The organism is Serratia sp. 14-2641 (assembly GCF_001692375.1).
Lineage (GTDB): Bacteria > Pseudomonadota > Gammaproteobacteria > Enterobacterales > Enterobacteriaceae > Chania > Chania fonticola_C.
In genome coordinates, this window is sequence record NZ_LXKR01000066.1 from 202,685 (window position 1) to 216,975 (window position 14,291).

The window sequence follows — 14,291 nt, forward strand, 5'->3', positions numbered from 1 at the left end:
ACTATGCCAACCATCGATTTAAGCCAGCTCCCCGCCCCGGATGTGGTGGAGGCGTTGGATTATGAAAGCCTGCTAGCCGAGCGCAAAGCAACGCTGATTTCTTTGTATCCGGTAGACCAGCAGGAGGCTATCGCGCGCACCCTGGCGTTGGAGTCCGACCCTATTGTCAAGCTGTTGCAGGAAAACGCCTATCGCGAGCTGATGCTGCGCCAGCGGGTGAATGAGGCGGCACGTGCGGTGATGGTGGCCTTTGCTACCGGCAGCGACCTCGACCAACTCGGCGCGAATGTTGATACCCCTCGATTGGTAATTACGCCTGCTGATGACACCACGCTACCCCCGACACCGGCGGTCATGGAATCCGATAGCGAGTATCGGGTGCGCATCCCGCAGGCATTTGAAGGCATTAGCGTTGCCGGGCCATCCGGTGCCTATGAGTACCATGGCCGCGCTGCCGATGGTCGGGTAGCTGACGTGAAAGCAATCAGCCCGAGTCCGGCCTGCGTGACTATTTCGGTGTTGTCGCGGGAGGGTAACGGCACGGCCAGTGCTGACTTGCTGGCCGTGGTCACTCACGCCTTGAATGACGAGAACGTGCGCCCGGTGGGTGACCGCGTGACCGTGCAATCCGCGACCATCGTCAAGTATGCCATTGAGGCGGTGCTTTATCTCTACCCAGGCCCGGAGGCGGCCCCCATACAGGCCGCAGCCGAGGCCAAGCTCAAACGCTACATCACCGCACAGCACCGGCTAGGGCGTGACATTCGCCTGTCAGCCATCTATGCCGCACTGCACGCGGAGGGGGTGCAGCGGGTGGAGTTGAAAAAGCCGCTGGCCGATATCGTGCTGAATAATACCCAGGCGTCGTTTTGCGAGCAGCACCGCATCACTGTCGGGGGTTCTGATGAGTAACCGCCTGTTACCGGTTGGCTCCTCGCCGCTGGAGGTGGCCGCCGAAAGGGCCTGCGCCGAACTGGCGCGCGTGCCGGTGCCGTTGCGTGACCTGTGGAACCCGGCAACCTGTCCGCTCAATCTGCTGCCTTATCTGGCCTGGGCGTTCTCGGTTGACCGATGGGATGAGAGTTGGTCGGAGACCGCCAAGCGTAACGTGGTGACCTCGGCGTTTTACCTGCACCGCCACAAGGGCACCATGGGTGCCGTTCGCCGGGTCGTGGAGCCGCTCGGCTATCTCATCAAAGTCTACGAGTGGTGGCAAACCAATGACCCGCCCGGCACCTTTCGGCTGGATATCGGCGTGCTGGAAACCGGTATCACCGAGGAAATGTATCTGGAGATGGAGCGGATGATTGCTGATGCCAAGCCGGTCAGTCGCCACCTTATTGGCCTCAATATCGTGCAGGACGTTAACGGTCCTATTTACACCGGCGTCGGCATTTACGATGGCGACACGATTACCGTTTACCCCGGATAACAAGCGAGAAATCATGAGCAAATACAAAGCTATTCTGACCACCGCCGGGGCGGCAAAGATTGCAGCCGCCAGCGCAGGCGGCAAGCCGTTGAAGATTGACCGGTTGGCTGTCGGGGACGGTAACGGCAAGTTACCCACGCCTAGCCCGGCACAAGCCAAGCTGATTAATGAGCGCTACCGCGCAGCACTTAACTCGCTGACCGTTGATAAGGCCGCGCCAGACCGGCTTATTGCCGAGTTAATTATTCCGGCCAGCGTGGGCGGCTTCTGGCTGCGAGAAATGGGCCTGTATGACGCGGATGGCGTGTTGATTGCGGTCAGTAATATGGCTGAGTCCTACAAGCCAAAGCTGGAGGAGGGCAGCGGGCGCACGCAGACCCTGCGAATGGTGCTGATTGTCAGCCACACCGAGGCCATCACGCTGATTGTCAGCGGCGATATGGTGACGGCCACACGCGACTTTGTGGCGGCGGCGATTGATGATCATGCCAGGTCCCGCAACCATCCCGACGCTACCACGGCGGCCAAGGGGTTTGTGCAACTGAGCAGCGTCACCAACAGCGCCAGCGAAGCTCTGGCGGCCACGCCCAAAGCGGTCAAAGCGGTGAGTGATGCGGCGGTGAAGCTGACGCAAAATCTGGCTGATTTGCCGGATAAAGCCAAAGCACGCGCCAGCCTGGGGCTAAAGTCTGCCGCTCTTTGTGAGACTGGCGAGGCGGCCGGGCAGGTGTTAACCGCCAACAAGGCGTTTGGCTTGGGCCTGGGGCAGTCCAACCTAAGACACCGGCTTACCGACTTGGCCGGGGCGAATGCTTTCACCGGTTTTACCTGGACAAACAGTGATGATCCAGACGCACCACCCTTCACCGGCACTGCTGGCATCATCAATCATGCTTGGCGTGCGTCCACTACGGGAGATCCTTATACATTGCAAGTGGGGTGGCGCGATGGTCGCATGGCCTTTCGCACCAAAGAATCCAATAGGGATTTTCTAGGCTGGAGTGAGTTACTGCATACTGGAAATGGTTATACAGCGGCGCAAAGTGATGGCAAGTATGCGCTGCGTTCCATCAAGGTGAATGGCAAGCCGTTGAGTGCCGATGTCAATCTGCTGGCTGGGGATGTCAATGCCTGGAACAAAAGCGAGGCGGATGGCCGTTACCTGATGCTATCGGGAGGGACGGTAAAAAAGCTGACAGTCAAAACCGGCTCCACCGGCACGGAAAACATCGCGATGCTGATTGATGGTGTAGAGCATACGCCCTTTGTGTTGAAGCGTAGCACTGCCACCGCCAATTTATCCATTGGCTTTCAGCTCGGTGGCGGTGCGCCGCTGTATCGACTTGGCATTAATGACAAAAATAATCTGTGTTGGGGCACTGAAGCAAATCAGGCTGCCAATGCCACAATTTATCACACTAAAAATAAACCCACTGCCGCAGATGTAGGGGCGTTGACTGATGCCCAGGCGTTACAAAAATATGCACTGCGCTCCATCAAGGTGAACGGCAAGCCCTTATCGGCTGATGTGAATTTAGTGGCGGCGGACATTAACGCCTGGAATAAGACCGAGTCGGACTCCCGCTATTTGATGAAGAGTGGCGGCCAGTTAACGGGGGTAGTGAAAACCAGCGCGGAAATCCAATCCACGTCCTCAGATAACTACCGATTAATTGGTGGCGATTATGGGACGTACTGGCGTAATGATGGCAACAGTCTGTATTTGCTGATGACTAATGCCAAAAACCAGTACGGGGCATACAACGGACTGCGCCCGTTGGCAGTCAACGTAAAAAATGGTGATGTGGTTTTAGGCCATAACGCCAGTGTTAGCGGCAACCTTAAGGTTGGACAAGCAACACACTCTGCTGACGGCAATATTTTGGGTAGCCGCTGGGGTAATAAATGGTTATGGGATGCGGTGATTGAGCAGGTCAATAGTCGAGTTGACTGGAACTCATTTAACAATCGCACCCATGTGGCCGGTGATCGCAATGCGTGGTGGTACAAGGACGAATTGACGGGGTTCATTATCCAGGGCGGTGTGGTTAATCGTGTTGATTATGCTAACTGGGTTGGGTTCCCCCGTGGCTATGCGCGGCAGTGCTTCTGTGTGCAACTGACGCTTATCAGCTCCACCGGAACTTGGTTCGGTGATAGTCGGGTCAATATTCAGGCGCGCGATATGGACAACAACGGGTTTAACGCAATGATGGATGGTCAAGAGCAGGTGGTGTTCTGGCAGTCGGTGGGGGTGTAAGGATGAGTTACGGATACAGCGCAACGACGAATACGTTTTATGTGATTGAGGAAAAGGATGATTTTCAGGCAAACGGAACGTGGCCAGATGATGTCACGCCGATCACCGATGAAGAATGGAACACCTACCGCGTACAGGGGCAAAGGGGGAAAGTCCGTGGGGCGGATGCGCAGGGGCGACCTTGTTGGATTGATGCCCCCCAGTTAACACCCTTGCAGCAAGTAGAGATTGCGTCCTGGGAAAAGGCCGCGCGGTTGGAGATGGCGGGTAAGGCGATCGCCCCTCTTCAGGATGCGGATGATTTAGGGGTAGCGACGGCAGAGGAAAAAGCGCTTTTACTGGCCTGGAAGCGTTACCGGGTGCTGATTAACAGAGTGGATACTGAAAGCGCGTCAGATATTGACTGGCCAACCATCCCGGATGCCTGATAGAAAAACAGCCCGCAAATTTTGCGGGCTGTTCTCTGTAGCGCGGTATTTCCCTGATGTTGCCGCGTCGAGGTCAACCCTAACCCGTTAGCCCAAAACCTGTCTAATCGATTAGATAGATCAATGCAGTCATATTGATCGGCGAAAACGATCGTCATGAAGTAATCCCCCTCCCAATCCCTGCGCGCCGTTGTTTGGTGGGCCTTCCAACGCTGTTGACGTGCGCGCGACCCCGCGTGGCGGCAAGCTGTCCACACCAAACAACCACGGAGTAAACTCAATGAGTGACTACCATCACGGCGTGCGAGTCATTGAAGTCAACGACGGCACCCGCGTGATTTCAACTGTTTCAACCGCCATTGTTGGCATGGTCTGTACTGCTAGCGATGCTGATGCGGCCATGTTCCCGCTCAATGTCCCGGTATTGATTACCGATGTGCAGGCGGCGGTAGGCAAGGCCGGTAAAAAAGGCACGCTGGCTGCTGCGTTGCAGGCCATCGCTGACCAGTGCAAGCCGGTCACGGTGGTGGTGCGTGTGGCCGAAGGTAAAGACGCTGCCGAGACCACGACCAATATTGTCGGCGGCGCAAATGCTACCGGCCAATATACCGGCATCAAGGCGCTATTGACGGCGCAGGCGGTCACCGGCGTTAAGCCGCGCATCCTTGGCGTGCCGGGGTTGGATACAAAAGAGGTGGCCGCCGCACTGGCCACGGTCTGCCAGTCCTTGCGCGCCTTTGGCTACATCAGTGCCTGGGGCTGCAAAACTATCTCTGATGCCCTCAAATACCGCGACAACTTTGGCCAGCGCGAACTGATGCTGATTTGGCCTGATTTCCTTGCCTGGGATACCACGGCGAACGCCAGCAATACAGCCTACGCCACCGCGCGCGCCCTTGGCTTGCGCGCCAAAATCGACCAGGAGCAAGGCTGGCACAAAACCCTGTCCAACGTCGGCGTTAATGGTGTGACCGGTATCAGCGCCTCGGTGTTCTGGGATTTGCAGGCACCCGGCACCGATGCCGACTTGCTCAACAAGGCAGGGGTCACCACCCTTATCCGTAAAGATGGTTTCCGTTTCTGGGGTAACCGCACTTGTTCTGATGATCCGCTTTTCCTGTTTGAAAACTACACCCGCACCGCGCAAGTGTTGGCTGACACCATGGCCGAAGCGCATATGTGGGCGGTGGATAAACCGGTCACGGCCACGCTTATTCGCGACATCATTGACGGCATCAAGGCCAAATTCCGCGAGCTGAAAAGCAATGGTTACATCATTGATGCGGATTGCTGGTATGACGAAAGCGCCAACGATAAGGAGTCGCTGAAAGGCGGGAAACTGTTTATTGATTATGACTATACGCCAGTGCCGCCGCTGGAAGATTTAACCCTGCGCCAGCGTATCACCGATAAGTATCTGGCCAATCTGGCCGCCGCCGTCAACAGCTAAGAGGACGTTTAATAATGGCACTCCCGCGCAAACTGAAATACCTCAACCTGTTTAACGACGGCCTGAGCTACATGGGTATTGTCAGCTCGGTGACCTTGCCGAAACTGACCCGCAAGCTGGAGAACTATCGCGGCGGCGGCATGAACGGCAGCGCCCCGGTGGATTTTGGCCTGGACGATGAGGCGCTAAATGTGGAATGGGCCATCGGCGGTTTGCCTGATGACGCCCTGTGGGGGCAGTACGCTGCCGCCAGTGCGGCCACCGTGCCGCTGCGCTTTTGCGGCTCTTACCAGCGTGACGACACCGGCGACGTGGTGGCCGTCGAGATTGTGCTGCGTGGTCGCCATAAAGAAATGGATTTTGGCGAGCAGAAACAGGGTGAGGATACCGAGACCAAAATCACCACCCAATGCACCTATTACAAGCTGACGATTGACGGCAAAGAGCGCATCGAAATCGACACCATCAACATGATTGAGCGCGTGAACGGTGTCGATATGTTGGAACGCCATCGCCGCAATATCGGCCTGTCGTAATGCACCGACGGTCAGCGTGGCTGGCCGCACCTTTTCCCCCTGTTAAATAAGTGAGAGAACCCCATGAGCAAAGCAGATAAAGCAACACAAAACCCGAACGTGGTCACCCTGGATACGCCAGTCAAGCGTGGCGATACCCTGATTGAGTCGGTAACACTGATTAAGCCTAACGCGGGCACCCTGCGTGGTGTGAGTCTGGCGGCGGTGGCGGGGTCGGATGTCGATGCGCTTATCAAAGTCTTGCCGCGCATGACTTACCCGTCACTGACCGAAAGCGAGGTCGCTTTGTTGGAGTGGGCTGACCTTGTGGCGCTGGCGGGTCAGGTCGTTGGTTTTTTGTCGCCGAATGCGGAACGCTAACGTTTCCCACCGGGATGTCGGTTGATGACCTGATAGCGGATATCGCGGTGATTTTCCACTGGCCGCCGTCAGAGCTTTACCCGATGAGCCTGATGGAGGTTATCAACTGGCGCGATAAAACGCTCCAACGAAGCGGACACGCGAATGAGTAACAACGTGAGATTGCAGGTGCTACTCAAAGCCGTTGACCAAGCCAGCCGCCCATTCAGGCATATCCAGACAGCGAGCAGGTCGCTGTCTGCGAACATCCGCACGACGCAGCAAGACCTCAAAAAACTGAATGCCCAAGCGCGGCGCGTTGAGGTTTTTCGCGAGTCGAGTGCGCAGCTTGCGGTCACGGGCCGAGCACTGCAAAAAGCCAAGCAGAATGCCGAGGCGCTGGCGGTTGCAATGAGAAGTACGGTCAGCCCCACCAATGCACAAGTAAAAGCGTTGGAGGCAGCCAAGCGATCGGCCTCCGAGTTGCAGCTCAAGCATAACGGACTGCGCCAGTCAGTGCATCGCCAGCGCCAGGAGTTGACGCAAGCAGGGATTAATACTCGCACGCTGGCCAATGACGAGCGCAGGCTTAGGGCTTCCATCAGCGACACCACCAACCAGCTCAATCGGCAGCGTGAGGCACTTGTCCGCGTCAGTCAGCAACAGGCGCGATTAAGCAATGTCCAGCGGCGTTATCAGGCCGGTAAGCAACTGGCGGGCAATGTGGCCGGGATGGGTGCTGCCGGGGTAGGGATTGCGACGACGGGCCTGTATGCGGCAGGCCGATTTATTGCGCCCGGCGTGGGTTTTGATAAGCAGATGTCGGCCACGCAATCCATTCTTGGCGTGGATAAAAGTGACGAGAAGCTCGTCAAAATCCGGCAGCAGGCGCGTGACATTGGTGGGTCGACAGCATTCTCGCCGATGGATGTTGCGCGCACACAGACGACGCTGGCCAAGTCGGGGTATAACGCCGACGCGGTGCTGGCGGCTACCGGTTCAACGGTAAATCTCAGTCTGGCCGCCGATGTGGATATCGCGCAGGCGGCTGACATCATCACCAACATGCAATCGGCCTTTAACCTGCCGATGTCGGATATTGAACGCGTTGCTGATGTGATGACCAAGGGGTTCACGTCGTCAAACACCAACCTCGTCGAGCTGGGTGAGGCAATGAAGTACGCCGCGCCAATTGCCGAGGCCGCCGGGGCTAGCATTGAAGATACCACCGCCATGCTGGGTATTTTGGCGGACAACGGCATCAAAGCCTCCATGGCGGGGACGGGCACTAGCGCCATCTTTAGTCGCTTACAGGCTCCACGTGGGCAATCCCCGACGGCCCTGGGTGAGTTGGGTGTCAAAACGCGGGACGGCAAAGGCAACATGCTGCCCGTTGAAAAAATCCTTAAATCCATTCACGCCTCATTCAAGAAAAACAAACTTGGTACAGCGCAGCAAGCGGAATACCTGAAAGTTATCTTTGGTGAGGAGGCCATGAAAGGTGCCGTTAAGCTCGTGGCTGCCGCCGGTAACGGGAAGTTAGCGGAGAAGCGCGCAGCAATCCAGGAGTCGAAAGGGACGACGGACAGGGTGGCGAAAGTCCAGACCGACAACCTTGACGGGGATTTAAAAAACCTTCAGTCGGCCTGGGAAGATGTACAGATTGAGGTGTTTGAAAAGCAGGACTCGGCACTGAGGCAACTGACACGCTCGGCGACTGAGTGGCTAACCACTGTTGGCAAATGGACAAAGGCAAACCCGGAGCTGACAAAAAAAATCTTTATGGTCACCACGGCCATCCTGGGTGTCATTGGTGTGCTGGGTGGGATTGGGTTGGTCGCGTGGCCAGTGATTGCCGGGATTAACGGTATCGTTGCAGCGGCGGGGCTGATGGGCACAATCCTCAGCGCCGCCGGTGGGGCCATCATGGCTGTGTTGGGGGCGCTGACGTGGCCGATTGTGGCCATAGGGGCTGCGTTTGTCGCCGGTGCGCTGCTTATCCGTAAATACTGGGAACCCATCAGCGCCTTTTTCAGTGGGGTGATTATCGGCATTTCTGAGGCGTTCGCCCCGATTGCTGCGCTGTTTACTCCGCTTAAGCCGATGTTTGATGCTCTCGGCGGCTGGCTCAAGCAGGCGTGGCAATGGTTCACTGACTTGCTCAAGCCGGTGAAGTCCAGCCAGGAGAGCCTTGATAGCTGCAAGAATGCCGGTGTTGAGTTTGGTCGTAAGTTGGCCGATGCGCTGATGCTGCCGCTTAAGGCGTTCAACAAGCTTAGAGAGGGGATTAAGTGGGTGCTGGAGAAGCTCGGCGTTATTAATAGCGAGTCCAGCGATATTGACAAGAAAGCGCAGAAAGCCAACGACTACGCCGCCGGGGCCGGTAGAGGTGGTTACTACCCTGTGGGCGGCGCGATGCCGGGGACGTATGTGCCGGTCAGCGCCGGGGGTGGGAAATCCTACACGGACAACAGCGTCAATAACTTCCACGTGGCAAGTGGCCACCCAGGCGGCATGACCGAAGCGCAAACCAAGCGGATGTTGTTGCAAGTGGTCGAGGAGCGCGAGCGCAAGGCCCGCGCGGCGCAGCGTTCAACATTGGCCAGCGACTAAAGAGGGGAAGTCACCATGATGTTAATCCTGGGGTTGTTTGTGTTTCGGCTTCAAACGCTGCCCTATCAGACCATGCAACGCAATGTCGATTATCGCTGGCCATCCAATAGCCGGATTGGTTTGCGTCCGGCGTTGCAGTTTCTCGGCGTCGGTGAGGAGAAAATCACGTTATCCGGGGTACTGATGCCGGAGATCACCGGCGGCAAAGTCTCGCTACAGCTCCTTGATGCGATGGCCGCCGAGGGGCGAGCGTGGCCGATGCTGGAGGGCACCGGCACGATCTACGGAATGTTTGTGGTCAACAGTGTCAGCGAGACCCGCACCGAGTTCTTTTCCGACGGCAGCGCCCGGCGCATTGAGTTTTCGCTCACGCTGACCCGCGTGGATGAGTCTCTGTTGGCGCTTTATGGGGATTTGCGGGCACAGGCTGAGGGTTTGCTCGGCCAAGCTCAGGGGCTGGCAGATAAGGCGGGTGCAGCAATGGGAGGGCTGTTGTCATGATGCCCGGTTTAACACTGGATGCGGGGGCAAAAGTCGCCCCGGCTTTTATGCTCACGATGCAGGGCAAAGACATCACGCAGAACATCAGCCCGCGCCTGCTGTTACTTTCGCTGGTTGATAACCGCGGCTTTGAGGCTGACCAGTTGGATATCGAACTGGATGATGCTGACGGACAGGTCATGATGCCGGTGCGTGGTGCGGTGCTCTCGCTGTTGTTGGGCTGGCAGGGGCAGCCGTTGGTCAACAAGGGCACTTTCACCGTGGACGAGGTGGAACACCGAGGCGCGCCCGACACGCTGACCATGCGCGCCCGTAGCGCGGACTTTCGTGGCACGCTCAATTCCCGCCGGGAGGAGTCTTATCACGACACCACCCTCGGTGCTGTGCTGGAGAAGATTGCCGCCCGCAATAAGCTGACGGCCAGTGTTGCCGAGGGGCTGGCCGGTATTGCCATCCCGCACATTGACCAGTCTCAGGAGTCTGACGCCAAATTCCTGACCCGTCTTGCCACGCGCAACGGGGCGGAGGTGTCGGTCAAGGCGGGTAAATTGCTGTTTCTCAACGGCGGCAGCGGGGTGACTGCCAGCGGCAAACCCATCCCGCAGGTGACCATTGAGCGCCGCGACGGTGACCAACATCAGTTTGCTATTGCTGACCGGGGAGCCTATACCGGCGTCACGGCCAAATGGCTACACACCAAAGACCCGAAAGCACCGCAAAAGAAGAAAGTCAAACTCAAGCGCAAGCCCAAGGTGAAGCACTTGCGCGCATTGCAACACCCTAAAGCCACCAAGCCAACGGCGAGCAAGATGGCACCGACAAAACCAAAGGAGGAGCGCGAAGGCGAGTATATGGCCGGTGAAGCTGACAACGTGTTTGCATTGACCACCATTTACGCGACTAAGACCCAGGCCATGCGGGCGGCAAAAGCCAAATGGGACAAACTGCAACGTGGCGTGGCTGAGTTCTCGCTCAATCTCGCCATGGGACGTGCGAATTTATATCCAGAAACGCCGGTGGCGGTAAAAGGCTTTAAGCGCGTCATAGACGAGCAGGCGTGGATTATCACTAAGGTAACCCACTCACTGGGTGATGGCGGCTACACGACGGCGTTAGAGCTTGAGGTGAGGCTTTCTGATGTTGAGTACGAAGAGGAAAAACAAAGTGATGATTAATTATTAATGTGTTGTTTTATAAAGAAAATATACTAAAATGTCTTTATCGAAACTGACCGGCAAAGGTGATAAATATGTTCCATTGCAACTTATGCGGTACTGCTGCACATGCTCGTTCTAGTCGTTACCTGAGCGAGAATACTAAGGAGCGTTATCATCAGTGTCAGAACGTCAATTGCGGACATACGTTTGTCACCATGGAGACTGTTGAGCGGTCAATCATGTCGCCCGGCAGGGTGAACCCGGTGCTGCCACACCCTAACCACTACGGTCAGCAAAGTATGTTGATGTAAGCGAATCGCCCCGGAAATCCGGGGCTTTTTTCGAAGTGTGGTCAATGCGTGGACACGCTATGAAATAAATCCTTTTATTTCATAATGATAACTGCATATTCCGGGGCCTCGTTCGAGGCCCTTTAATTATCTTAATTATCCTTAAATAAGTTAGCGTTGTTAATCATTTCACGGTGTGAGATTTTTAATCACCTTTAGCGGCATATTCCTGGGGTTTTAAACTATTTGGTCTGAGGTTGTTATCCCTCTACGAGATATTGCACTTCATATTTGTGCTATACCACTGTTATTAATTGAATTGTTGTGATTTCATTTATTGGTGAATAAAAATTTCATTAATGTTATTAATGTTACTCGCAAGGGAGCGTTGAAACCAAAGGGAGGCTATGGACGTGATGGTAATAGTTTTATTGATGGTGGTGTACGTTTCCATCGCTTTTGAGGTTGAAAGACGTAAGCGAATCTGTATTAGTCTTGGTCGAAAATATACCTACAGAAAGCGCATCAAGTTCAAAAGGAAGTGTGCGAGGTTAATCGATACGCTGCTTTTTCGAACATGATGCGTTGCGGTTTGCCATCTTTGGCAAAAAAAGCAGATTTTATGAGGTGAAATGCCCCGGAGAAGCGGGGCATTTTAGATGGATGACCATGTAGCCGCAGCTATTTGGCACCGTCAATGCCTGTTAACAGTCTGCACTGTTATCGATCTCGTCAAAATGTCGATCTAAAACCCGTGAGCAGACCCACGCTTTTGTGATCCTAACGATAAAAAGTGTCAAATCCGCTGTATGCATTCAGGGGTGGCTTTAGTATGGTTTTGGTTTGAGCATTCGCCAAAGGACATTGCCATGGAAAAAATCGACCTGCATATGCATTCCAACTACAGCGATGATGCAGATTTCCCGGTTGAGACGGTGATTGCACGCTGCCTGGCCAACGGCATCAGTACGTTGGCGGTGACCGACCATAATAATGCCAATTCGGTGCCGGAGGCCAAGGCGCTGGCATCGTCCAGCCTCAATGTCCTGTCCGGTATCGAGATCGACTGCACCTTCGCTGGGCGCAACTTCCACCTGTTGGGCTATGGGTTTACCCCCAGCAATGACTTTGTCGAAATCTATAACAATTTCAGTGCCATTCAACGGGAACTGACGCCGCAAAAGTTTGCCAAGCTGCGCGGGTTGAAATTCCATCTGGATGAGCAACGCCTGGAGCAGGTATGCGGTGGCGCTATCCCGCAGGAAGAGCAGATGGGCGAGGTGATACTCGAAGATCCACGTAATGATGGGCATCCGTTGCTGATGCCTTATCGCCCAGGAGGGGAAAGGGCCGATATGCCGTTAATCAACTTCTATTGGGACTTCTTTGGCCCAGGGAAGGTGTGCTATATGCCGGTCACCTATCCCGCCATGAGCCGCATGGTGGAAGTGATCCGCCATAATGGGGGAATACCGATCCTGGCGCATATCGGTGCCAACGTTAAACAGGACCATACCCAAGTCATCGATGAAATGCTGAAGATTGGTGTGATGGGGGTCGAGGTGTTCTCAAGCTATCATTCACCCGAATTGGCCAGCAAACTGTATGAGTTTACCGTGGGTCGCTCGGCGTTTGTTACCTGCGGCAGCGACTTCCATGGGCGTAACAAGCCAAAAATAGAAGTAGGGCAATGTGCCTACGGCCCGCAGCATATTGACGAAATACGCCGGTTTGTCGCCGCCGCCAGCGCCTAGGCATTGTTTCATTCCATAGCGTTTGTGAGCGGCATCGGCTGCTCACGAAGCGCGCAGTTAACCGCCGAAATATAGACCATTCCTGAGATTTTCTTTATCCTTTGCCGTCCTTTTATCAGGTAGGTGAATTTCTCTCGCCATTAATATCCTGTTTTATATAAACATTCTACGGAGAAGGGAGTTTCCGTCGGGCGCAATCGTTGGCGCTGTAGATTAAGGTAAGCTGTCTCATGAGTACGATTTCTCCAGAACATGGCAGGGTGGCCATTGCCCAAGCTGCCAAATGGAACAAGACCGACACCGTCTGGATGTTCGGGCTTTACGCCACGGCCGTGGGTGCCGGCACCCTGTTTCTGCCGATCAATGCCGGTCTGAATGGCCCGCTGGTGCTGCTATTGATGGCACTGTTCGCTTTCCCTCTGACCTATTTACCCCATCTGGCGCTAACCCGCTTTGTCCTTTCCGGCTCCAGCCGTGATGGCAACATTCAGGACGTGGTGGTCGAGCATTTCGGCGTGTTAGCCGGCAAGATCATTATGGTGCTGTACCTGATGGCGTTTTTCCCCATCGTGCTGGTCTACAGTATTTCCATCACCAACGCGTTGGACAGCTTCCTGACGCACCAATTTCACTTCGCCCCGGTCCCCCGCATCTGGTTGAGTTTGGCGGTGGTGGTGGTGCTCAATCTGGTGCTGTTGCGTGGAAAGGATACGATCGTGGCCGCAATGGGTGTTCTGGTTTTCCCATTGCTGGTGTTTCTGATGGGGATTTCGCTGTATCTGGTACCCACCTGGCAGACCGAGAACTTTGTCAGTGGTTTGGCCAACACCCAATTTGACAGCCCCGACCTGTGGCATTCGCTGTGGTTGGCGGTCCCGGTCATGGTATTTTCCTTTAGCCACGCGCCGATCATTTCGTCGTTCGCTTCCACCCAGAAAAGCTTATACGGTGACAAGGCCGAGCGCCGTTGTGCGCGAATTATGCGTTACAGCTACCTGCTGATTTGCGTCACCGTGTTGTTCTTCGTGTTCAGCTGCGTGCTGAGCCTTTCGCACCAGGAGATGGAGCAGGCGAAAGCGCAGAACATCACGGTGTTGACCACTCTGGCCAACAAGTTTTCCAATCCGCTGATAGCCTATCTTGGGCCGGTGATGGCGATGTTGGCGATGGCGAAGTCCTATCTTGGCACTTCATTAGGGGTAACCGAAGGGGCAACCAGCCTGATCGATGGGCTAACCCGCGCCGTTGGCAAGCCGCTGACTGCCGTCACGACCCATCGTATCTCCGGCGTGGTGCTGTTCTTGCTCACCTGGGCGGCCACCGTCTGGAATCCGAGCGCCTTGCATATCATTGAAACCATCAGTGGTCCGCTAATTGCGGTGATCCTGTTTATTCTGCCGATGTATGCGGTGCGAGCGGTTCCGGCTATGCGCCGTTATCGTGCTTTGAGTAATGGTTTTGTGCTGGTGATGGGGCTAATTGCGCTTTCCGCTTTGGTATACGGTTTGGCATAGAGAGCAAATTGGCCCCG

General features: G+C 55.4%; 14 protein-coding genes. All 14 read left to right on the forward strand.

From position 1 onward, the window contains the following. The first annotated feature begins 3 nt into the window (after window positions 1-3). The 14 genes from A6U95_RS22240 to A6U95_RS22300 all read left to right on the forward strand — a co-directional run bounded on the left by A6U95_RS22240 (window position 4) and on the right by A6U95_RS22300 (window position 14,274). Window positions 4-912: a baseplate assembly protein gene (locus tag A6U95_RS22240; RefSeq protein WP_065686063.1), complete on the forward strand. Its 909-nt coding sequence runs from the start codon at window positions 4-6 to the stop codon at window positions 910-912. Next, complete coding sequence (locus A6U95_RS22245; protein WP_065686064.1) at window positions 905-1,432, forward strand: phage tail protein I; 528 nt, start codon at window positions 905-907, stop codon at window positions 1,430-1,432. The genes A6U95_RS22240 and A6U95_RS22245 overlap by 8 nt, the downstream gene beginning before the upstream one ends. A gap of 13 nt (window positions 1,433-1,445) precedes the next feature. Further along, window positions 1,446-3,692, forward strand: coding sequence for a phage tail protein (locus A6U95_RS22250; RefSeq protein ID WP_065686065.1), 2,247 nt, complete (start codon window positions 1,446-1,448; stop codon window positions 3,690-3,692). 2 nt (window positions 3,693-3,694) lie between these two features. Next, window positions 3,695-4,120 carry a tail fiber assembly protein gene (locus tag A6U95_RS22255; protein ID WP_065686066.1) on the forward strand — a complete coding sequence of 142 codons (426 nt, stop codon included), beginning with the start codon at window positions 3,695-3,697 and terminating at the stop codon, window positions 4,118-4,120. Between the two features lie 280 nt (window positions 4,121-4,400). Further along, a complete protein-coding gene (locus tag A6U95_RS22260; protein WP_065686067.1) occupies window positions 4,401-5,570 on the forward strand; it encodes a phage tail sheath protein in 1,170 nt (389 codons plus the stop codon). A 14-nt stretch (window positions 5,571-5,584) separates the two neighbouring features. Beyond that, on the forward strand, window positions 5,585-6,106 hold the full coding sequence (locus tag A6U95_RS22265; protein WP_065686068.1) for a phage major tail tube protein: 522 nt from the start codon (window positions 5,585-5,587) through the stop codon (window positions 6,104-6,106). Between the two features lie 63 nt (window positions 6,107-6,169). Then, on the forward strand, window positions 6,170-6,466 hold the full coding sequence (locus tag A6U95_RS22270; protein WP_065686069.1) for a phage tail assembly protein: 297 nt from the start codon (window positions 6,170-6,172) through the stop codon (window positions 6,464-6,466). Between the two features lie 14 nt (window positions 6,467-6,480). Then, window positions 6,481-6,618, forward strand: a complete 138-nt coding sequence (locus A6U95_RS22275) for a GpE family phage tail protein (protein ID WP_065686070.1) — start codon at window positions 6,481-6,483, stop codon at window positions 6,616-6,618. Beyond that, on the forward strand, window positions 6,611-9,058 hold the full coding sequence (locus A6U95_RS22280; RefSeq protein WP_065686071.1) for a phage tail tape measure protein: 2,448 nt from the start codon (window positions 6,611-6,613) through the stop codon (window positions 9,056-9,058). The genes A6U95_RS22275 and A6U95_RS22280 overlap by 8 nt, the downstream gene beginning before the upstream one ends. Window positions 9,059-9,073: 15 nt before the next feature. Then, complete coding sequence (locus A6U95_RS22285) at window positions 9,074-9,559, forward strand: phage tail protein (RefSeq protein WP_065686072.1); 486 nt, start codon at window positions 9,074-9,076, stop codon at window positions 9,557-9,559. Next, on the forward strand, window positions 9,556-10,734 hold the full coding sequence (locus A6U95_RS22290) for a phage late control D family protein (protein WP_065686073.1): 1,179 nt from the start codon (window positions 9,556-9,558) through the stop codon (window positions 10,732-10,734). The genes A6U95_RS22285 and A6U95_RS22290 overlap by 4 nt, the downstream gene beginning before the upstream one ends. 74 nt (window positions 10,735-10,808) lie before the next feature. Continuing rightward, complete coding sequence (locus A6U95_RS30125; RefSeq protein ID WP_071683683.1) at window positions 10,809-11,027, forward strand: DNA-binding transcriptional regulator; 219 nt, start codon at window positions 10,809-10,811, stop codon at window positions 11,025-11,027. Window positions 11,028-11,875: 848 nt separating this feature from the next. Then, window positions 11,876-12,760 carry a PHP domain-containing protein gene (locus tag A6U95_RS22295; RefSeq protein WP_065686074.1) on the forward strand — a complete coding sequence of 295 codons (885 nt, stop codon included), beginning with the start codon at window positions 11,876-11,878 and terminating at the stop codon, window positions 12,758-12,760. 230 nt (window positions 12,761-12,990) lie between these two features. Next, a complete protein-coding gene (locus A6U95_RS22300; protein WP_065686075.1) occupies window positions 12,991-14,274 on the forward strand; it encodes an HAAAP family serine/threonine permease in 1,284 nt (427 codons plus the stop codon). Window positions 14,275-14,291: the final 17 nt, after the last annotated feature.

Excerpts from the sequence above, each read along its gene's own strand:
- A6U95_RS22250 (WP_065686065.1), top strand. The coding sequence starts at position 1,446 with ATGAGCAAATACAAAGCTATTCTGACCACCGCCGGGGCGGCAAAGATT.
- A6U95_RS22245 (WP_065686064.1), top strand. The coding sequence starts at position 905 with ATGAGTAACCGCCTGTTACCGGTTGGCTCCTCGCCGCTGGAGGTGGCC.
- A6U95_RS22265 (WP_065686068.1), top strand. The coding sequence starts at position 5,585 with ATGGCACTCCCGCGCAAACTGAAATACCTCAACCTGTTTAACGACGGC.
- A6U95_RS22280 (WP_065686071.1), top strand. The coding sequence starts at position 6,611 with ATGAGTAACAACGTGAGATTGCAGGTGCTACTCAAAGCCGTTGACCAA.
- A6U95_RS22300 (WP_065686075.1), top strand. The coding sequence starts at position 12,991 with ATGAGTACGATTTCTCCAGAACATGGCAGGGTGGCCATTGCCCAAGCT.
- A6U95_RS22260 (WP_065686067.1), top strand. The coding sequence starts at position 4,401 with ATGAGTGACTACCATCACGGCGTGCGAGTCATTGAAGTCAACGACGGC.
- A6U95_RS22270 (WP_065686069.1), top strand. The coding sequence starts at position 6,170 with ATGAGCAAAGCAGATAAAGCAACACAAAACCCGAACGTGGTCACCCTG.
- A6U95_RS22295 (WP_065686074.1), top strand. The coding sequence starts at position 11,876 with ATGGAAAAAATCGACCTGCATATGCATTCCAACTACAGCGATGATGCA.
- A6U95_RS22240 (WP_065686063.1), top strand. The coding sequence starts at position 4 with ATGCCAACCATCGATTTAAGCCAGCTCCCCGCCCCGGATGTGGTGGAG.
- A6U95_RS22290 (WP_065686073.1), top strand. The coding sequence starts at position 9,556 with ATGATGCCCGGTTTAACACTGGATGCGGGGGCAAAAGTCGCCCCGGCT.
- A6U95_RS22275 (WP_065686070.1), top strand. The coding sequence starts at position 6,481 with ATGTCGGTTGATGACCTGATAGCGGATATCGCGGTGATTTTCCACTGG.
- A6U95_RS30125 (WP_071683683.1), top strand. The coding sequence starts at position 10,809 with ATGTTCCATTGCAACTTATGCGGTACTGCTGCACATGCTCGTTCTAGT.
- A6U95_RS22255 (WP_065686066.1), top strand. The coding sequence starts at position 3,695 with ATGAGTTACGGATACAGCGCAACGACGAATACGTTTTATGTGATTGAG.
- A6U95_RS22285 (WP_065686072.1), top strand. The coding sequence starts at position 9,074 with ATGATGTTAATCCTGGGGTTGTTTGTGTTTCGGCTTCAAACGCTGCCC.